Here is an 18830-nt window from a genome sequence, read left to right as displayed (position 1 = left end):
CCCGACTCTTCGCGGTGCTCGGTGATCCTGTGCAACAGGTACGGGCGCCGGAAATGCTGAATCCGGTGTTCGCCGAACTCGGCGTGGACGCGGTGCTGGTGCCGGTGCACGCTCCGGTGGAGCACCTCGGCGAGGTGGTGCGCGGCCTGCAACGAGCGGGCAATGTGGACGGTCTCCTGGTGACCGTCCCGCACAAGGCGGCGGTGCGCGACTACGCCGATGTGCACAGCCCCGCGGTGCGGCTCGCGGGCGGCGCGAACGCGCTGCGCCGCGGGGCGGACGGGCGCTGGTACGCGGAGAACTTCGACGGCGCCGGCTTCGTGGCCGGCCTGGTCGCCGCGGGCCACCCGCCGGCCGGCAAGCGGGTGACGCTGCTGGGGGCGGGGGGTGCGGGTGGCGCGATCGCGGCGGCGCTGGTGACGGCCGGGGTGGCGTCACTGGATGTGGTGGACCTCGACGCGGCCCGGGTGCGGGCGGTCCTGAACCGCCTGACACCACACGCCGGGGACCGGATCCGCGGGGGCACCCCCGCAGCCGTACGCACGTCCGACCTGGTGGTGAACGCCACCCCCCTGGGCCTGCGCGAAACCGACCCGCTCCCCTTCGAACCGGCGGACCTGCTCCCTGGCACGGTCGTCGCGGACATCATCATGAACCCGCGAGAAACCCGTCTCCTCCGCACGGCCTCCGCTCTGGGCCTGCCGATCCACTACGGCGAGGCGATGCTGTCCCAACAGCTCAGGCTGTACAGGGAGTTCTTCGGGTTGCGGTCGGCATAGCCTGCGGGCGTGCGTGCCGCCTGGGGCGGCACAGCCGAACCGGGGGCAGTTCCCGGCCAGTGCCGCCACGGTGACCTCCCCATGGCCACCCCCTTCTTAGCCTGCGAGGCATGAATCCAACCATCGGCGACATGACGGCCCCGGGAGCCCCCGGCCCCCGGTTCCCCGAAGACATCGAAGCCCAGGTGAAGGCCGCGGTGGCCCGGCCGGCCGCCCAGCAGCCCGAGTGGCCGGATCCGTCCCGCGCCCGCGCGGCCCGGGACGCCCTGACCCAGCTCCCGCCCCTGGTCGTACCGGGCGAGGTGGACCGCCTCCAGACCCAGCTCGCCAGAGTCGCGAACGGCCAGGGCTTCCTCCTCCAGGCGGGCGACTGCGCGGAGACCTTCGACGGCAACACCGAGTCCCACGTCACCGCGAACATCCGCACCCTGCTCCAGATGGCGGTCGTGCTGACGTACGCCGCCAGCGTCCCGGTCGTCAAGATCGGCCGGATCGCCGGTCAGTACGCCAAGCCGCGCTCCAACTCCACGGACGCCCTCGGCCTGCCGGTCTACCGCGGCGACATCGTCAACTCCCTCGACCCGACCCCCGGCGCCCGCGTCCCCGACCCGCAGCGGATGCTGCGCGCGTACGCCAACTCGGCCGCCTCCCTCAACCTGGTCCGCGCGCTGTCCGGTTCGGGCCTGGCGGACCTGGGCCGGGTGCACGACTGGAACCGCGACTTCGTCCGCACCTCCCCCGCCGGCGAGCGCTACGAGGCCCTGGCCGCCGAGATCGACCGCGGCCTCGCCTTCATGACCGCCTCGGGCGCCGACCACGGCGCCCTGCACACCACGGAGATCTACGCCAGCCACGAGGCGCTGCTGCTGGAGTACGAGGACGGCCTGCTGCGCTGGGCGGCCTCCCCGGCCGGCGAGCAGCGGCTGTACGGCCTCTCCTCGCACATGCTCTGGATCGGCGAGCGCACCCGCCAACTGGACGGCGCGCACATCGCCCTCGCCTCACTGCTGGCCAACCCGGTCGGTCTGAAGCTGGGCCCGGGCACCACACCCGAGCAGGCCGTGGAGTACGTGGAACGGCTCGACCCGGACAACGTGCCCGGCCGGATCACCCTGATCACCCGGATGGGCAACGGCAAGGTCCGTGACGTCCTGCCGGAGATCGTGCAGAAGGTGGAGGCCAGCGGCCACCGCGTCGTGTGGCAGTGCGACCCGATGCACGGCAACACCGTCGAGGCGGCCAGCGGCTACAAGACCCGCCACTTCGACCGCATCCTCGACGAGGTGAAGGGCTTCTTCGAGGTGCACAAGGCCCTCGGCAGCCACCCGGGCGGCCTGCACATCGAGCTGACCGGCGACGACGTCACCGAGTGCCTGGGCGGCGCCGAGGAGATCGACGAGCAGGCGCTGGCCCAGCGGTACGAGACCAGCTGCGACCCGCGGCTGAACCCGAAGCAGTCCGTCGAACTGGCCTTCCTGGTGGCCGAGATGCTCCAGGCATGAGCCGAGCCCGAACAGCACGAAAGGGGGCGCCCGGAGAACTCCGGGCGCCCCCTTTTCTCGGCGCTCACTCGGGAATCAGCGCGGGGTGGTGCCAGGCGAGCGCGGTATAGCGGTCGGCCCGGTCCGTGGTGCTCTCGTCGGTGGTTCCGGAGTACGACCGGAGATTCCCGGTGAAAATGCTGATCGCGGCGTCGAGCGCGACGTTGAGCCCGATGCGCGGGTCTTCCCCTGCCGTGGAATCGGAGTGCTGTGCCTGCATTTTCCTGCCCCTCCCTGAATGGCCGCGAAACGTTCCTTCGTTCTGCTGAAGAACGTAGAAGTTCCGGCGCTTTCAGGGATCCCCTAGCCCACCCCAGAGGTTTCCCGAATTACCGCGAGGTGAGCGGTCGCTGGAGGGCGGGGCCGCGCGTCAGACCAGCTGCGGCCGGCGACCGAGGAGCCGCGGCTCCTGGTTGAGGATCGCGCGCTCCAGCTCCTGGAGGTCCCGCGTCGGGTCGAGACCGTGCACGTCTACCAGCGCCTGCCGGGTACGGCGGTAGGCGGCCAGCGCCTCGGTCTGCTGACCGCAGCGGTAGAGCGCGAGCATCAGCTGGTGGCAGAGCCGCTCCCGGGTGGGCACGACCGCCGCCATCTGCTCCAGTTCACCGACGAGTTCGCGGTGCCGGCCCAGCTCCAGCCCGGCGGCGGCCCAGTCCTCGTAGACGGTCAGCCGCTCCCGCTCCAGCTGGGCGAAGGTCGGCCAGCTGATGCCGGTCTCGGCGAGGTCGACGAGCACGGAGTCCCGCCACAGGGACAGTGCCTGGGAGAGCGAGTCGACCGCCGCGTCCGGGAAACCGGCGGCGAGTTCGGCACGGCCCTGGGCCGCCAGCCGGCGGAATCGGAAGGCGTCGACGGTGTCCGGCTCCAGGCGCAGCTGGTAGCCGTGCGGAGCTGTGGTCAGCCGGACGCCGCGCTCCTCGAGACCGTTGTGCTCGAAGATCCTGCGGATGCCCGAGACCGCGTTCTGCACCATCTTCCGCGAGGTCGTCGGCGCGTCGTCGCCCCACAGGGCGGTCACCAGCCTGCTGGTGGCGACGGTCTTGTTGGGGTTGAGCAGGAGATAGCCGAGGGTGGCCCGCTGGATGACGCCGCCCAGCGGCAGTGCTCGCTCTGCTGTGATCAGTTCGAGCGGACCGAGAAGGTTGAACCGCATACTATCCCCCACACATTGGACGGTTTCTCAACACACACTAGAAAACAAACCGGCTCCGCTGTTTGTCAAGCCGAATGGACGGAACCGTTGCGTGAACCTTGCTGCCACCCGCCCCGACCCTGGCGCCCAACTGGCATCAAGTGCCAATAAATCGGGCGCCTATGCCACGAGCACCTACCCTGCACCCAGCCAGGCGCCCTCCGCGAAACAGCGACTACAGTCTGATTTCGATCATTGCGTGGTCACCCGGCGGCCATGGAGCAGTAATCGCCCGTCCACCCGAAACGGCCCCGGGTGCCACCCGAGGCCGTGGATCTTTCCTGCCCCCCCTGAGCGCTGCCGCTACCGCTCGCCCACGGTGCTCGCCACCGGCACCCCGCACGGCGACGGCTCGTCCCCGACGTGCCCCGAGGCCACGAACAGATCGCGCGCCGCCGGGCCCACGACCCGTGGCAGCAGCAGGGTCCAGAAGCGCGTCAGCGTGGCCCGCTCCAGCCAGCGGCGGTCCCGGCCGCCCAGGGCCTCCAGACCGGCCGCCACGGCCACCACGGCCGTCGACAGGTCCCGGGTGGCCACCCCGGGCGTCAGGGCGCCCTCACGCGCGGCCTGTTCGACCGTGTCCTCCACCCACGCCTGCCAGTCCCCGCGCAGATCCCGGGCCGCCTCGGTGCGCTCGGGGCGGGAACCGAGCGCGAAGCCGGCGCGCAGGACGACATCCTGGGCCAGCCCCTGGACGAGGAGGTGACTGGCGTCGATCAGGACCTGCAGGGACAGGGCGTCGCGCGGCCGGGTGATCCACAGCAGCCGTTCCCCGGCCGCGTTCACCACCGCGTCCAGGAGTGCCGCCTTGTTGGCGAAGTGGAAGTGCAGCGCACCGCTGCTGACCCCGGCCTTGGCGCTGATGGTGGCGAGGGAGGCCACCTCGAACCCGTCCCGGTCGAACAACTCGGCCGCGGCGTTGATGAGTGCGTTGCGCGTCCGTATCGCGCGTTCCTGTTTGGCCATGGCGAACTCCGTTGCTCCACTGGGGGTCAGTGCTGCGGAAGACGGGGTTCCGTTCAGTCGCCGTCCGACAGCCGCAGACCCACCACTGTAACAAACCGGCGTCGCGGTTTCTGCCCCGCAACCGCCATCGACCTGGGAAAGCCCGGAAACACACCCGGGAGTTGCCGCCCCCGGGTGCGCCCGATGAGCGAGCACTGGACGCCCGCGGGGCAGACCCACCGTCGTACCGGATGCCCCGTACAAGCAAACGGGGCCCGCGAAAACGGGCCCCGTCCGGCACTACGGCACGCCGCGCTCCCGGCCGCCGCTCAGGGCGCGCCGGGCGCGAACTCGGCTCTCACGACGGTCTGTCCGCCGCCGTCGACCACCTCCACGATTGGCTCGATCCCACCCCCGGGCGGCGCTCCGCCCGGTCCACGACCACCCCGCGGCGGCGACTACCCCCGCAACCGCACCGGCAGCGCGCCGAAGCCGTTCAACAGGAACGTCGGCAGCGGGCGCAGCTCCTCCTCCGGGCAGCCCAGGACCAGGTCCGGAAAGCGCTCGAAGAGGGCGCGGAAGGCGATGGTGGCCTCCAGGACCGCCAGCGGGGCGCCGAGGCAGCGGTGCACCCCGTGGCCGAAGCCCAGCACGTCGCGGTCGGTGCGCAGCAGGTCGAAGCGAGCGGCATCCTCCCCGTGCCGCTCGGTCTCGCGCCCGCCCGCCGCGAAGCTGACCAGGATCGGGTCGCCCCGCCGGATCAGCACCCCGTCGAGGTCGATGTCCTCCACGGCGAACCGCATCGGCGAGTAGGAGGCCGGGCTGTGCACGCGCAGGGTCTCGTGCACCACGTCCTCCCAGCCGGCCCGGCCGGCCCGGATGTGCTCCAGCTGCCCGGGGTGGGTGAGCAGCGAGCCCACTCCGTTGACGATGAGCGTGGAGGTGGTGTCCTGCCCGGCGGCGATCATCAGGAAGAGCGTGCCGAGCAGTTCGTTCTCGCTGAGCCGGTCGCCGTCGTCCCGGGCGGCGATCAGCGAGGAGGTCAGGTCGTCCCCGGGCTCCCTGCGCTTGGCCGACACCAGCTCGGCCAGCAGGCGGAAGGCGGTGCCGCGGGCGGCCTCCATCGTCTCGGCCGTGACGCTGGAGGAGAACACCACCCGCAGGGCGCCGCACAGCGCGGTCCGCATCTCCCCCTCAGCGACGCCGAACAGCTCGCAGACGACCCGCAGCGGCAGCAGTTCGGCGAAGGCCGACCGCAGTTCCACCGGCCGCCCCTCCGCCCCGGCGTCCAGCGCGTCGAGGAGCGACGCGGTGATCTCCTCGACCCGCGGCTTCAGCGCGGCGGTCCGGCGGGCGGTGAAGGCGCCGGCGACCAGTCTGCGCAGACGCGCGTGCTCCCCGCCGTACGCGAAGAGCATGTTCTCGTTGGCGACCCAGGGAAAGAGCGGCCAGTCGGAGGTGATCCGGCCCTCGATGAAGGCGGGCCAGTGGCGCCGCGCGTCCTTGGAGACCCGCGGGTCCACGAGCAGGCGCTCCACCTGGCTCTGCCGCACGACCGCCCAGGCTCTTATCCCGCCCGGCAGTTCGACCTCGACGGCCGGGCCCCGCTCCCGCAGCATCGCGCCCTCGGCCGCGATGTCCCGGCCGGTCACGTCCAGCGCGTAGCGATCAGAAGTAACGTTCATTCTTTTGTGCTCCGTTCGGTCGTCGTCGCGTGCCGCCCCCAGCCGTACGCACACACACCGAGGAGATCGAGGAGCCCGGCGGCTGCTCCTCCCCCGTGGCGACGACCCGTCACCGGGCCGCGCCGTCACCGCGCGAACGCGTCGACATGTACATGTCACGCCGTCGACGCGCGCGCGTCACATCGCCGGCCGACGCGTGACAGCGCGTCAACCGGCTCCTGTTCCACGATTCCTGCCGGGCCGTAGTTCTACCGGGTCGCGCCCCTGTCGGGCAGGCGTTCCGGCGAACCGGTCATCCGTCGGCCGCGGTCGCGCCGGTCCGGCGCGCCGTCGGCCACTCCATGCTCGAACTTTCGTACGGCCGTCTGCCGTACGGTCACGCCGTCGCCGCGGTCCGGGCGGCCAGCTGCTCGTCGCGCAGCCGGACGGCCTCCTCGTAGACCCGCTCCGCACGGTCGGGAGCGAAGTCCAGCCGCACCAGGACACCCGGAACGGCGATGGCGGTGGTGAGGTTGCGCATCAGATCCGTCACCCGTTCCACCATGTCCGCGTGCCCGGTCATGATCTTGGAGAGCACCTGGACGCCGGTGAAACTACTGGTGAACAAGGTGGCCGTGGAGGTCACATCGACATGCGGCAGCAGCTCGCCGGCCGCCTTGGCCCGGGTCAGGACGTCGCTGTTGTGGTTGATCCAGCCCTGCATGGGCACCCGGCGGTCCAGTCCGTCCTGCGGGTTGCCCTGGTCCACGGTGAGCCGGATGCTGCCCCGCACCATCGGGTCACCGAGGCGCAGCAGATGGGCCAGGAGCAGCGCCTCGTCGACGCTCTGCTGGAGAAACAGCTCCTGCGGCGGGACCGGAGGCAGCGCGGACACCTGTCCGGCCAGCACCTCCTGGGCGAGTTCCTCCTTGGAGGAGAAGTGGAAGTACAGCGCGCCCTTGGTGACGCCGCACTTCTTCAGCACCTCCGAGATGGTCGCCGCCTCGTAGCCGACCTCGTCGAACAGCTCCGCCGCCGCCTTGACGATCTTCTGGCGCGTACGGATGGCCCGCTCCTGCTGTGCCACTGCATCCCTCCGTCACCTCTCGGCCAGGAAGAGACCGAGTGGTTTGTATTCCTGTCGCTCGCACGGAGTGATGAGTTGGCGCCCGGCCGCCCCACCCCCGTCGTCCTAGACCGGGCGCGCGAAACCGGTCAATTCACACGTCCGACCGGAAGAATAAAACCACCCAGCCGGTTTTGCAAGGTCTTGAAAACAAACCGTTTGGTCCGTAGTTTTTCTCCAGCGCCGCCAGCAACACCTACCTTTGGCTTGGCACTCACTGGGGGATCGTCGATGTTTCAGCAGGTTGAAGCACCGTTCAGAGGCACCGCTGAAGAATCAGACCGCGCGGACGGTTCTATTCCGCATCTGGGTACCACCGCACCGGTCATGACGACCGCACCGGTCATGGCGACCGCTCCGGTCATGACGACCGCAGCCGCCGGGACCACCGCGCCCGTCGAAGGCAGCGCCGTGGACGAGCTCACCCACCTGCTCTTCGAGGGCGACGAGCGGGACCGCGTCCACGGCCGGTGGCGCGCCCTGGTCGGGGGCGAGGAGTTCGCCTACCGTCCGGGGCTGACGCCCCAGGAGCGCGCCGAACTCTCGTACCAGCGGCTCCGCCTGGTCAACAGCGCCGTCCCGTCCGCCGAGACGCTCACCTACGACGCCCGCCGGCTCGCCGCGCTGCACGAGTGGACCGGCTTCGTCGACGGCGGCCTGTGCACGCTCGCGAGCATCCACTACAACCTCTTCCTCGGCAGCCTGCTCGACCACGACGGCTACCGCCGCGATCTGTCGCCCTACGCCGCCATGCGGCGCACCGGGGTGTTCCTGTGCACCGAGCTGGAGCACGGCAACGACGTGGCCAATCTCCAGACGGTCGCCCGCTACGACCGTGAGAGCGACGGGTTCGTCCTCCACACGCCGACCGTCGGCGCGCAGAAGTTCATGCCGAACACCAGCCTCACCGGCGGTCCGAAGAGCGCGGTGGTCGCCGCCCGGCTGCTGGTCGACGACGAGGACCAGGGCATCTTCCTCTTCCTCACCCCGCTGAGCGACGAGGCCGGTCACCTGCCCGGCGTTCGGGTCCGCCGACTGCCCGAACGCACCGGAACCCCGGTCGACCACTGCCTGACCTCCTTCGACCACGTCCGGCTGCCGCGCGAGGCCATGCTGGAGGCCGCCCACGGCCGGCTGGACGAGGACGGCCGGCTCACCAGCTCCCTCGGCAACCGCCGCAAGCGGTTCCTGCGGTCCGTCGGGCGCGTCACCGTGGGCAAGCTCTGCATGAGCGCCGGCACCCTCGGCATGGCGCGCGCCGCCCTCACCATCGCCGTGCGCTACGCCCACCACCGGCACATCGGCGGCACCAAGCCCGGCCAGCGCATCCCGCTGACCGCGCACCGCAGCCACCACGCCCGGCTGCTGCGCTCCCTGTCCACCGCCTACGCCATGACCTTCCTCCAGCGCTCGGTCGTCGACCGCTGGACGAGCCACGACGAGACCGACCGCGAACAGCGCGAGGAGATCGAGCGGCTGATCGCCATCGCCAAGGGCTGGATCACCTGGCAGGCCCGGGACATCACCGTCGAGTGCCGGGAGCGGTGCGGGGCGCAGGGCCTGTTCCCGCACAACAACTTGGCGGACCTTCAGCTGAACGTCGAGGGCGGTATCACCGCCGAGGGCGACAACCTGGTCATCTGGGTGAAGGCCGCCTCCGAGATGGTCTTCGGCCATGAGTCGGGGTCCGGACAGCCGGTGCCGCCCGCCGAACGGGACCTCGCCGACCTCGGCTTCCTGCGGGACCTGCTCGCCTCCGCCGAGCGGATCTGGCAGACCCGCGCCCGGGAGGCCCTGCGCGGCGGTCCGGCGGGCGACCCGATCGGCCGCTGGAACGCGACCTCCGGCGCCGCGCTGGAGATGGTCTCCGCGCACGCCCGCCTCCAGGCGGCGGACGCCCTGCTGGCCGCCGCCGGCCGGGCCCGCAACGCCCGCGCCCGGTTCCTGCTGGAGAACGTCTCCCGCCTCTTCCTGCTGGAGCAGCTGCGCCAGCACACCGGCGACCTGCTGGCCGCCGGGCTGATGACGCCGGAGCACGTGGTGTCCCTGCACAACACCGCGGACGGGGTCGTCGCCGATCTGGCGCCCCATCTGATGACGCTGGTCGACGCGTTCGACCTCCCGGAAGAGTTCCTCGCCCGGGTCCCGATCGCGGGCCCCGACTACGTCGGCCACTACCAGCCCGCCCCCGAGCCGGCCCGCCTCCCCATGGACCGCCCCGTCCCCGAGCCGGCGCTCGCCTGACCATCCCCCGCCCGCGAGGCCGCACCCACCCGGGTGCGGCCTCGCTCCCACACTCTTGACGTGTCCCTGGCGCGATGGCTTCATGGGAGCGTTCGTTCATGGGAGCGCTCCCACACCTTCTCTTTCCCACAGGTTTCTTGGCTCACTCTCTGGAGTCGCAGTGAGAACGACAAGAAGCACCACACAAGCCGCCTCACCGGGCACGACAAGAGCCGCCCGCCGCACCGGCCCCGTCACCGTCCTCCTGACCGCCCTGGCCACCCTCCTCGGCCTGCTCGCCCTGGCCCCGGCCGCCGCCCACGCGCAGCCGGCGCCGGACACCCCGGGTGCCGCCGCCACGGGCCTGCACATCAGCAACGGCCGCCTTCTCGAAGGCAACGGCAACGACTTCGTGATGCGCGGCGTCAACCACGCCCACACCTGGTACCCGGGCGAGACCCAGTCGCTGGCCGACGTCAAGAAGCTGGGCGCCAACACCGTCCGCGTGGTCCTCTCCGACGGCCACCGCTGGACCCGCAACAGCCCCGAGGACGTCGCCGCCGTCATCGACGACTGCAAGGCCAACCGCCTGATCTGCGTGCTGGAGGTGCACGACACCACCGGCTACGGCGAGGAGGCCGCGGCCGGCACACTCGACCACGCCGCCGACTACTGGATCAGTCTCAAGGACGTCCTGGCCGGCGAGGAGAACTACGTCATCGTCAACATCGGCAACGAGCCGTGGGGCAACACCGACCCGGCCGGCTGGACCGATCCCACCATCGCCGCGATCAAGAAGCTGCGCGCGGCCGGCTTCGAGCACACGATCATGGTGGACGCGCCGAACTGGGGCCAGGACTGGCAGGGCGTCATGCGCGCCAACGCCCAGTCGGTCTACGCCGCCGACCCCACCGGTAACCTGATCTTCTCGATCCACATGTACAGCGTCTTCGACACGGCCCAGGAGATCACCGACTACCTGAACGCCTTCGTCAACGCCAGACTGCCCATCCTCATCGGCGAGTTCGGCGGTCCGCCGGACCAGTGGGGCGACCCGGACGAGGACACCATGATGGCCACCGCCGAACAGCTCGACCTGGGCTACCTGGCCTGGTCCTGGAGCGGCAACACCGACCCGATCCTCGACCTGGCGATCGACTTCGACCCGGCGCGGCTCAGCTCCTGGGGCCAGCGCATCTTCCACGGCACCAACGGCATCGCCCAGACCTCCCGCGAGGCCACGATCTTCGGCGGCACCGGCCCCGACACCCAGGCCCCCACGGCCCCCGGCGCCCCGACCGCCTCCGCCGTCTCCCCCACCTCGGTCACCCTGACCTGGCCCGCCGCCACCGACAACGTTGCCGTCACCGGCTACGACGTGGTCCGCGTCAGCGGCACCGCGGAGACCGCCGCCGCTTCGACCACCACGAACCGCGTCACCGTCTCGTCCCTGGCCCCCGACACCACGTACACCTTCGCCGTCTACGCCAAGGACGCGGCCGGCAACCGCTCCGCCCGCTCGGCCACGGTCACCGTCACCACCGACGAGGACACCGGCACGCCGGGCGCCGGCTGCGCGGTCGGCTACCGCATCGTCAACCAGTGGCCCGGCGGCTTCCAGGGCGAGATCACCATCCGCAACACCGGCACCGCCGGCATCAATGGCTGGACCCTGGCCTTCGCCTTCCCGAACGGCCAGACCATCACCAACATGTGGGGCGGCACCCCGACCCAGAACGGCGCGGCGGTGACGGTCGCCGCGGCGTCCTACACCGCGTCGATCCCCACGAACGGCTCGGTGACGGTCGGCTTCACGGGCAACAGGTCCACGACGAACACGGCCCCGACGTCCTTCACCCTCAACGGCACGAGCTGCACGATCGCCTGACGCACGCTCCGGCCGGCCGGCGGGGACCCTTCGCTCCCCGCCGGCCGCCGGCATATCGCCGGGCTCTCAACGAGCGGCGCCCTGCCTCACAGGAGACGGTGCATCCAGCCGTGCCGGTCCTCGGCCATCCCCTCGTGCAGGGCGACAAGCCGCTCCCGGAGGTGCTCTGTCACCGGGCCGCACCGGTTGTCGTTGACGACGAACTCCCCGGTGGCGTGCTTGACCGTCCCGACCGGAGTGATCAGTGCCGCGGTACCGCAGGCGAAGACCTCGGTGAGTTCGCCGGACGCGGCCGTCTCCCGCCACTCGTCGACCGAGACGCGCCGTTCCTCCACGCCGTACCCGAGGTCGCGGGCCAGTGTCAGGATCGAGTCGCGGGTGACTCCGGGCAGCAGCGAGCCACTCAGCCGGGGAGTCACGAGCCGTGCCCGCGGGCCGGAGCCGAAGACGAAGAAGAGGTTCATCGCCCCCATCTCCTCCACCCAGCGACGCTCCACCGCGTCGAGCCAGACGACCTGGTCGCAGCCGTGCTCCGCCGCCAGCCGCTGTGGGGCCAGCGTCCCGGCGTAGTTGGCCGCGCACTTCACCGCGCCCGTCCCGCGAGGTGCCGCTCTGACGTAGTCCTCGGACAGCCAGACGCTCACCGGTTTGGCACCACCGGCGAAGTAGGAACCGGCGGGCATCGCCACGAGGACGTACAGGTACTCCGTCGCCGCGGCCACCGTCAGCTCGGTGGACGTGGCGATCATGAGAGGCCGCAGGTACAGCGACTGTCCTCCGCCGTCGGGCACCCATCGTTCGTCCTGGGCCACCAGTTCCCGCAGCGATTCCAGGAACAGTTCCTCGGGCAGTTCCGGCATCGCCAGGCGCCGTGCCGACGCCCGAAAGCGCCGCGCGTTGACCTCCGGGCGGAAGGACGCCACGGACCCGTCGGGCTGCCGGTATGCCTTCAGTCCCTCGAAGACGGACTGCCCGTAGTGCAGGACGGACGCGGTGGGGGCGAGCGCCAGCGGCTCGTACGGCCGGACGATCGCGTTGTGCCAGCCGCGGTCGCGGGTGTGCTCGATGGTCACCATGTGGTCGGTGACGTACTTGCCGAAGCCCGGATCGTCGAGCACCTCCGCCACGCGCTGCGGGCTCGCCGGGTTCGGATGGGCCATCCGGTCGAAGGACGGCGTCGTGACCACGGGGGACACCTCGACGGTCATATGCTCTCCCGCCTCTCGGTGCGTCTGGTGGCGACGAGCGGCAGGTGCTTCATGCCGGCGATGAAGTTCGAGTGCAGGTGCTGCGGCTCGCCCGCCGGCTCGAACCCGGAGAACTGCTGGAGGAGTTCCTCGAACAGCTCGTGGAGCGCGAGCCTGGCGACCGCGTGACCGACGCAGTAGTGCGGTCCGACGCCGAACGCCAGGTGATTACGGGGATCGCGCCGGATGTCGAACTCGTAGGGATCGGCGAACACGTCGGCGTCGCGGTTCGCCGAGCCGATCCAGGCCGCCACCGGCTCGCCCTGACGGATGGTCACACCGCTCAGTTCGACATCCGTCTTGGCGTAGCGGAGGAAGTGGCTGGCCGGGGAGGACCACCGCAGCGCCTCGTTGATGCCGCTCTCGAAGAGCTCGGGGTGAGCCGCCCAGTCGTCGTACTTGCCGTCCTTCGCGAGTTCCAGCATGGCCGCGTTCGGCACATGCGGTGTCGTGACGTTCGCGCCGAGGAGCAGGCTGTAGCAGTTGGAGACGATCTCGCCCGGACGCAGCTTGCGGCCGTCGTCCATCTCCATGGTGCGCAGGACGTCGATCAGGTCGCCGTTCCCCTCGCCCTTCCGTCGGCTCATCGACTGCTCGAAGGCGGCGAAGAGTTCACGGTGCGCACGCTGCAGGGTGGCCTCACCGCCCTCCGGCATGACGAACTCCGGGTCGTCCGGGGCGATGGCCTGGCTCGTCAGATAGGTCAGCTGCGGCCAGTCCTCACGGTCGAGGCCCATCAGGGTTCCGGTGACGGCCATCGGCAGCGCGCCGACGAGCTCGGCGAAGTCGAAGGGCTCACCGTCCGGCACGCTGTCGAGCAGGCGGTTCACCTCCTCGCGGATCGCCGGGCGGTGCCGCTCCAGGACCTTGCTGTTGAGCGCCCGCTGGACCGGAGAGCGCATCTTCGTGTGCCGGGGCGGGTCCGTCGCCGGCAGCTGTTTGCGGCTCGCGGGGTCCTTCTTGCCGAGCAGGTTCAGCAGGGTCCCGTGCTCGGAGGTGAAGACCCGGTGGTCCTTGAGCACTTTCGCCACATCGTCGTACGTGGTCGCCGACCAGTAGCCGAGGCGTTCGTCGACCTGCTGCCAGTGCACCGGCTCCCGTTCGCGCATGGCGTGCCAGATGGCGTGCGGATCGCCCTCGCCGTGCACGGCGGGGTCGACGAGGTCGACCTTGTCCAGGTCGACGGGCTCCTGTTCGGCCGGCCGCGTCAGTCTCATCGGTCATCCCTTCCTGAATTCGGGCTCGCGGTGCCATGGAATGCGGAAGGCGAGCAGGGCGCTCACGCCCGCTCGTTCTCCGTCGCGCCACCGGCGGGCGCTGTCGCCGGAGTCGCCTCGACGAGCTCTGCGAGCCCGGCCACCGTGGGGTTCTCGTAGAACAGCCGGGTCGCCGGCACGTCGACCGCCAGCGCCTTGCGGATCTGACTCAGTAGGTCGGTGGCGACCAGCGAATTGCCGCCCAGTTCGAAGAAATCGTCGTGCACGCCGACCTGTTCGACGCCGAGCGCGTCGGCGACCAGGTCGGCCAGCAGGCCTTCGACGGAGGTGCGCGGCGCCTCGTACTCGGCGTCCACCTCGCGAGGGGCCAGGTCCGGCGCGGGGAGCGCGGACCGGTCGATCTTGCCGTTGCGGGTGAGGGGGAAGCGGCCCATCACCACGATCGCGGCGGGGTTCATGTGCCGCGGCAGCCGCTGCCGCAGCGCGACGCGCAGATCGGGGACCAGGGTCTCGTCGTCGCCTTCCGGTACGACATACGCGACGAGGGCCTTCTCCCCCCGCGGGCCGTCCTCACGGACGATCACCACCGCTTCCTTGACGCCCGGCTGACCGGCCAGGGCGGCGACGATCTCACCGAGTTCGACCCGGTAGCCGCCCACCTTGACCTGGTCGTCGGAGCGCCCGCGGAACTCCAGGGCACCGTCGGGACCCACGCGCACCACGTCACCGACGCTGTACATCCGCTCACCGGGGAAGGCCGGGTCGGGGAGGAACGTCTGGGCCGTCTTCCGGGCGTCTCCCAGATAGCCACGGGCGAGGCCCTCACCGGCCGTGTACAACTGGCCCCACTCGCCGTCGGGGACGGCCCGGAGCTTCTCGTCGAGCACGTAGACACGGGTGCCGGTGATCGCCCGGCCGATCGGGACGGTGTCGCCGACCGGTTCCGTCACGTTGTGGCAGGTCGTGAAGCAGGTGTTCTCCGTAGGCCCGTACCCGTTGACGAGTCGCACGTGCGGGTGGGTCGCCCGGACCCTGTTGATGTGCGCGGGCGACAGGACGTCCCCGCCGGCGAGCAGTTGCCGCAGCCCGCCGAGGTCGTCGAGGTGGCCGTCGACCATGCGGTGGAAGAGGCCGGTGGTGAGCCAGAGCGTGGTCACCCGCTCGCGCTTGATGCATTCCGCGAGTTCGGGCAGCGACAGCGTTCCGGGCTCGTGGATGACCAGCCGGCCGCCGTGGAGCAGCGCTCCCCAGATCTCGAAGGTCGCCGGGTCGAAGGTGAGGTTGCACAGCTGCAGGAACGTCTCGTCAGGACCGAAGTCGGCGTAGTCGCCGTCCCGGACGAGCCGGCACACGCCCCGGTGGGTCACGCTGACACCCTTGGGCTGTCCGGTCGAGCCCGAGGTGTAGCACACGTACGCCAGGCTGTCGGCCGCGGTGCGCGGTGCGGGCAGGTCGGCGTCGGCGGGCGCCGGGTCCGCGGAGTCGTCGACGTTCACCACGGTGGCGTCGAGCTCGGGTATCCGGTCGATCAGGGGCCCGTGGGTGAGCAGCACCTGCGCGTCAGCCCGGTCGAGCATGTAGCGGAAACGTTCCTGGGGCTCGGTCGGATGCACGGGCAGATAGGCGCCGCCCACCTTGAGGATGGCGACCAGCGCGATCACCATCTCGAAGGAACGCTCGAAGCAGACGCCGACGACGCTTTCCTCACCCGCGCCGAGGGCACGCAGCCGACGCGCCAACCGGTCGGCACGCTCGTCGAGCTCGGCATAGGTCATGTCCTCGCCACGGAACCGCAGGGCCGTCGCGTCCGGGCGGCGGCGGACCTGCTCCGCGAACTGTGCGGTGATCGTGTCGCCCGGCAGGCCGGCCGCGTCATGCGCCGCCGCTTCTCCCCCATCGGCCCGGTCGGCCAGCGAAGCCGGCCGCATGTCCAGCCAGTTGGCCTCGACGTGGTCCAGGCACTCGGCACGTCCCGCCGGGCCGAACACCGTCTCCCATCCGGACGGCACCTCGGCGAAGTCGGGCCACAGCGCGTGCTGCTTCTCGGCGTTGACGACGACGCGGTAGGTGCCGTCCTGGTCTTCGAACAGGCTGGTCATTGTCTGTCCCCTGAAAAGTCTCTGCGGGCTGCTGCACGCGCCCTGTCTCGGTTGGGCCTTGCGGCGAGGTCGTGGACGCCGACCGGCGGTCCCGCGTGGGGCCTGACGAACACCACGAGCCGCTGCCCACGCCCAACGGGATTACCTTGGTCGGTCAGTACGTGGATGAGGTGGACGCCGTCCTCTTCCGGGCGCCGGGACGGTGCTACGGACCCGGATGGGCGTCCGCCCGGTGCTCAGAGGATGGCGAACAGGCCGGCCAGTGGAGCAGGTACGCGGTCGGGCTCGAGTGCCTCGACGAGGACGCGGCCGTAGTGGATCTTGCGTCCCTTCTTCGTGCCGAAAAAGCGCCGCAGCTGCTGCTGCGGAGTGCGGTCACGCTGTGCGGGCTGGCGCAGGAAGGTCGTCAGGGGGCGCAGTTCGCCCTCCTCCCGGACCAGCTCCTTGACCAGATCCGGGCCCAGCGCGCGGACGAGCTCGTCCTCCAGATCCGCCTCGCAGACGAAGAAGTCCTCCGGGTCGGCGTTGGCCCGCCACCAGCCGCGGGCGTAGAACTCGGTCTCCCCCTCGTCGCACAGTCCGGTCAGGCGCAGACCCAGGCCGGTCGGTCCGAGGAAGCGGGCGTAGCGGCCGACGCTCATCGCACCGCCCATCGCCAGGACGCAGACTCCCTCGGCCGCCAGGTCGCGGCCGTGGCTCGCGGCCAGCGCGTTGACCGCGGCGACGTCGCTCGGCCCTTCGAGCAGGACGGCCGTCCGGACGGGCAGTTCCTCGGCCAGCTCTTCGGCCAGCTCGCGTGCCAGGTCTGCGCCGACGCCACCGGCCGCCCACGCCGTGACCGCCTCACGGAACGACGTCATGTCAGCCATGGAACTCCTTCGCAGTGGAGAGCGACGCGACGGTCTGAGCGGTCGCCGGGCCGCCGTAGCCCACTCGGCCGCCGCGGTGATACGCCGAGCGCACGTGATCGCGGAGCCCACGTGGACCGGTGATCGGCGCGGCACGGACCGGCGTACGGTCAAACACTGTCACAGACCCGCCAGTTCGTCCCGCAGATCGTCGAGGCCGAGCGGGCCGAGCGACAACGCGGCCGTGTGCCAGGACTTCAGGTCCAGTCGCTCGCCGCGGGCCTCGTGCGCCGCCCTGGCCGCGGCCCGGCCGTCCAGCCAGGCCCGCTCACCGAGCTTGTAGGCGATCGCCTGGCCGGGCAGACCGAGGTAGCGCCCGATCTCGCTGTCCACGAACTCGGCCGTCTGTCCGCTGTGGGTGGCGAGGAACTCCTTCGCCAGCTCGGGCGTCCATCGCCGGCCCGCGCCGACGGGAGCGTCCTCCGGGAGGTCGAGCTCCAGGTGCGTGCCGATGTCGATGAGCACGCGGATGGCGCGCAGCATCTGCCAGTCGAGGAAGCCGAGGCGATCGCCGGGGGCGGACAGATGGCCGAGCTCGTCCATCAGCCGCTCCGCGTACATCGCCCAGCCCTCGGTGCAGGCGTCGATGCCGCCGAGGGTGGTCTGGTACGTCGACATCTGGTCGGCGAGGTACCGCCACTGGGCGAGCTGCAGGTGGTGGCCGGGCACGCCCTCGTGGTACCAGACGCTGCGCAGGCTCCACAGCGGGAACCGCGTGCGGCCCTGGGTCGGCAGCCACGTCCGGCCGGGGCGCGAGAAGTCCACGCTCGGCGGGGAGTAGTACGCCGCGGAGCCGCTGCCCGCCGGTGCGATGGCGGCCTCCACCACGCGCACCGGTGGCGCCAGCTCGAAGTACGTCCCGTCGAGGTCGTCGAGCGCCTGGTCCATCCACCCCTGCAACCGCAGGCGGATCTCCTCGACCCCGTCCACCGCTCCGCCGTGCTGGTCGAGGTGGCGCATCGCCTCGCGCGCCGTGGCCCCGGGCCGCACCCGCTCCGCTTCGGCTCGCATCTCGGTGCGGATCCTGCGGTACTCCGCCCAGCCCCACGCGTAGGTCTCGCGCAGATCGAGGTCGGCGCCGGTCCAGAACCGGGCCCACGTGCGATACCGATCGGGGCCCACCCCGTCGGGCTGGTCCTCGGCCTTGGGGAGATAGTCGCCGCGCAGCCAGTCACGCAGCTCGGCGACCGCGGCGGTGGCCAGGCCCGCCGACCTGTCCAGCTCGGAGCGCAGCGGCGGCGGCACGTCGGCGTCCGCGCAGAAGCCGGCGTACCAGCCCCGGCCGTCGCTGTCGCGGACCCATGCGTCGAGCTGGTCGGCGACGATGCGGACCTGTGCCGGCGCCGCGGTGAAGGTGTCCTTCTCCAGTGCCCTCGTCAGGGATTCGCGAAAGCCGTCGAGTGTCCTGGACACCCGGCTCATCCGCTGCGCGACAAAGGCCCAGTCGTCGGCGGTGTCCGTCGGCATCATCTCGAAGATTTCCTGGACGCGCTGTCGCAGGCCGTAGACGTTGACGATCTCACGCAGGTACTCGGCGTCGGCACTGATGGCCAGGTCGGCACCGAGGCGCTCGCGCAGCAACCGGCCGCACCGACGCTCCACGTCGCTCAACGGACCCGCGGTGGCCTCCTCGGCCCGGTCCAGATGGCGGAGGGTCGCGCGGGACAGGTCGTCCAGCGCGGCGCGACCCTCCGGCGACAGGTCGGGCATCTCGTCCTGCCCGACCGGCACGCCCAGGTAGGTCGCCGTGTCCGGGTCCAGGCGGGCCAGCTCATCGACGTAGGCGTCAGCCACATCCCGCACCACGCGGGATCCAGCCGGTATGTCGTCGCGCAATATCCGCACCTCACCATGCGTCAGTTGGTCAAACTGGATCCGCTCGGGGCACGTGGTCATATCCCGAACTCGCGGCAAGCCCCCTGTCAGCGGCAGCTGGAAGGTGTGCGCTCAACTGCCGACCAACGGATCATGGCGTGTAGACGCAACCACGTCAATCGTCAG

The 18830-nt window shown here is 70.9% G+C and carries 14 protein-coding genes; 4 read left to right on the top strand and 10 right to left on the bottom strand.

All coding sequences use genetic code 11. The features are described from left to right. Positions 1 to 53: 53 nt before the first annotated feature. The gene (locus ACZ42A_RS27990; protein WP_468530038.1) at positions 54 to 779 is read left to right on the top strand and encodes a shikimate dehydrogenase family protein; all 726 of its coding nucleotides are present in this window, start codon (positions 54 to 56) and stop codon (positions 777 to 779) included. Positions 780 to 889: 110 nt separating this feature from the next. After that, the gene (locus tag ACZ42A_RS27985) at positions 890 to 2281 is read left to right on the top strand and encodes a class II 3-deoxy-7-phosphoheptulonate synthase (protein WP_468530037.1); all 1392 of its coding nucleotides are present in this window, start codon (positions 890 to 892) and stop codon (positions 2279 to 2281) included. A gap of 64 nt (positions 2282 to 2345) precedes the next feature. Here ACZ42A_RS27985 and ACZ42A_RS27980 read toward each other — a convergent pair whose 3' ends face one another. From ACZ42A_RS27980 to ACZ42A_RS27960, 5 genes are all read right to left on the bottom strand, one after another. Further along, on the bottom strand, positions 2346 to 2540 hold the full coding sequence (locus ACZ42A_RS27980) for a hypothetical protein (RefSeq protein WP_468530036.1): 195 nt from the start codon (positions 2538 to 2540) through the stop codon (positions 2346 to 2348). Positions 2541 to 2690: 150 nt separating this feature from the next. Then, the gene (locus ACZ42A_RS27975) at positions 2691 to 3473 is read right to left on the bottom strand and encodes an AfsR/SARP family transcriptional regulator (RefSeq protein WP_468530035.1); all 783 of its coding nucleotides are present in this window, start codon (positions 3471 to 3473) and stop codon (positions 2691 to 2693) included. A gap of 342 nt (positions 3474 to 3815) precedes the next feature. Beyond that, positions 3816 to 4478, bottom strand: coding sequence for a ScbR family autoregulator-binding transcription factor (locus ACZ42A_RS27970; RefSeq protein ID WP_468530034.1), 663 nt, complete (start codon positions 4476 to 4478; stop codon positions 3816 to 3818). A 437-nt stretch (positions 4479 to 4915) separates the two neighbouring features. Then, entirely contained in the window at positions 4916 to 6142 is a 1227-nt protein-coding gene (locus ACZ42A_RS27965; protein ID WP_468530033.1) for a cytochrome P450 family protein, read from the bottom strand. Between the two features lie 376 nt (positions 6143 to 6518). Then, positions 6519 to 7208: a ScbR family autoregulator-binding transcription factor gene (locus tag ACZ42A_RS27960; protein WP_468530032.1), complete on the bottom strand. Its 690-nt coding sequence runs from the start codon at positions 7206 to 7208 to the stop codon at positions 6519 to 6521. A gap of 366 nt (positions 7209 to 7574) precedes the next feature. Here ACZ42A_RS27960 and ACZ42A_RS27955 point away from each other — a divergent pair, with 366 nt between their 5' ends. Beyond that, complete coding sequence (locus ACZ42A_RS27955) at positions 7575 to 9491, top strand: acyl-CoA dehydrogenase family protein (protein WP_468530031.1); 1917 nt, start codon at positions 7575 to 7577, stop codon at positions 9489 to 9491. A gap of 244 nt (positions 9492 to 9735) precedes the next feature. Beyond that, the gene (locus ACZ42A_RS27950) at positions 9736 to 11358 is read left to right on the top strand and encodes a cellulase family glycosylhydrolase (RefSeq protein WP_468530107.1); all 1623 of its coding nucleotides are present in this window, start codon (positions 9736 to 9738) and stop codon (positions 11356 to 11358) included. Between the two features lie 86 nt (positions 11359 to 11444). Here the strand turns inward: ACZ42A_RS27950 and ACZ42A_RS27945 are convergent, their stop codons facing one another. The 5 genes from ACZ42A_RS27945 to ACZ42A_RS27925 form a co-directional block, all read right to left on the bottom strand. Continuing rightward, on the bottom strand, positions 11445 to 12566 hold the full coding sequence (locus ACZ42A_RS27945) for a branched-chain amino acid aminotransferase (protein ID WP_468530030.1): 1122 nt from the start codon (positions 12564 to 12566) through the stop codon (positions 11445 to 11447). Continuing rightward, a complete protein-coding gene (locus tag ACZ42A_RS27940; RefSeq protein ID WP_468530029.1) occupies positions 12563 to 13822 on the bottom strand; it encodes a cytochrome P450 in 1260 nt (419 codons plus the stop codon). The genes ACZ42A_RS27945 and ACZ42A_RS27940 overlap by 4 nt, the downstream gene beginning before the upstream one ends. A gap of 62 nt (positions 13823 to 13884) precedes the next feature. After that, on the bottom strand, positions 13885 to 15921 hold the full coding sequence (locus ACZ42A_RS27935; RefSeq protein WP_468530028.1) for an amino acid adenylation domain-containing protein: 2037 nt from the start codon (positions 15919 to 15921) through the stop codon (positions 13885 to 13887). A gap of 236 nt (positions 15922 to 16157) precedes the next feature. Beyond that, positions 16158 to 16790 carry a TOPRIM nucleotidyl transferase/hydrolase domain-containing protein gene (locus ACZ42A_RS27930; RefSeq protein ID WP_468530027.1) on the bottom strand — a complete coding sequence of 211 codons (633 nt, stop codon included), beginning with the start codon at positions 16788 to 16790 and terminating at the stop codon, positions 16158 to 16160. A 159-nt stretch (positions 16791 to 16949) separates the two neighbouring features. After that, entirely contained in the window at positions 16950 to 18725 is a 1776-nt protein-coding gene (locus ACZ42A_RS27925; protein WP_468530026.1) for a DUF885 domain-containing protein, read from the bottom strand. Positions 18726 to 18830: the final 105 nt, after the last annotated feature.

This window comes from Streptomyces sp. NPDC030838 (genome assembly GCF_055572035.1).
The sequence above is the reverse complement of the archived record's forward strand: the minus strand, read 5'-3'. Positions and strand labels throughout refer to the sequence as shown.

Coding starts and splice junctions, on each gene's coding strand:
- ACZ42A_RS27990 (WP_468530038.1), top strand. CDS start 54: ATGCTGAATCCGGTGTTCGCCGAACTCGGCGTGGACGCGGTGCTGGTG.
- ACZ42A_RS27985 (WP_468530037.1), top strand. CDS start 890: ATGAATCCAACCATCGGCGACATGACGGCCCCGGGAGCCCCCGGCCCC.
- ACZ42A_RS27980 (WP_468530036.1), bottom strand. CDS start 2,540: ATGCAGGCACAGCACTCCGATTCCACGGCAGGGGAAGACCCGCGCATC.
- ACZ42A_RS27975 (WP_468530035.1), bottom strand. CDS start 3,473: ATGCGGTTCAACCTTCTCGGTCCGCTCGAACTGATCACAGCAGAGCGA.
- ACZ42A_RS27970 (WP_468530034.1), bottom strand. CDS start 4,478: ATGGCCAAACAGGAACGCGCGATACGGACGCGCAACGCACTCATCAAC.
- ACZ42A_RS27965 (WP_468530033.1), bottom strand. CDS start 6,142: ATGAACGTTACTTCTGATCGCTACGCGCTGGACGTGACCGGCCGGGAC.
- ACZ42A_RS27955 (WP_468530031.1), top strand. CDS start 7,575: ATGACGACCGCACCGGTCATGGCGACCGCTCCGGTCATGACGACCGCA.
- ACZ42A_RS27945 (WP_468530030.1), bottom strand. CDS start 12,566: ATGACCGTCGAGGTGTCCCCCGTGGTCACGACGCCGTCCTTCGACCGG.
- ACZ42A_RS27940 (WP_468530029.1), bottom strand. CDS start 13,822: ATGAGACTGACGCGGCCGGCCGAACAGGAGCCCGTCGACCTGGACAAG.
- ACZ42A_RS27935 (WP_468530028.1), bottom strand. CDS start 15,921: ATGACCAGCCTGTTCGAAGACCAGGACGGCACCTACCGCGTCGTCGTC.
- ACZ42A_RS27930 (WP_468530027.1), bottom strand. CDS start 16,790: ATGGCTGACATGACGTCGTTCCGTGAGGCGGTCACGGCGTGGGCGGCC.
- ACZ42A_RS27925 (WP_468530026.1), bottom strand. CDS start 18,725: ATGACCACGTGCCCCGAGCGGATCCAGTTTGACCAACTGACGCATGGT.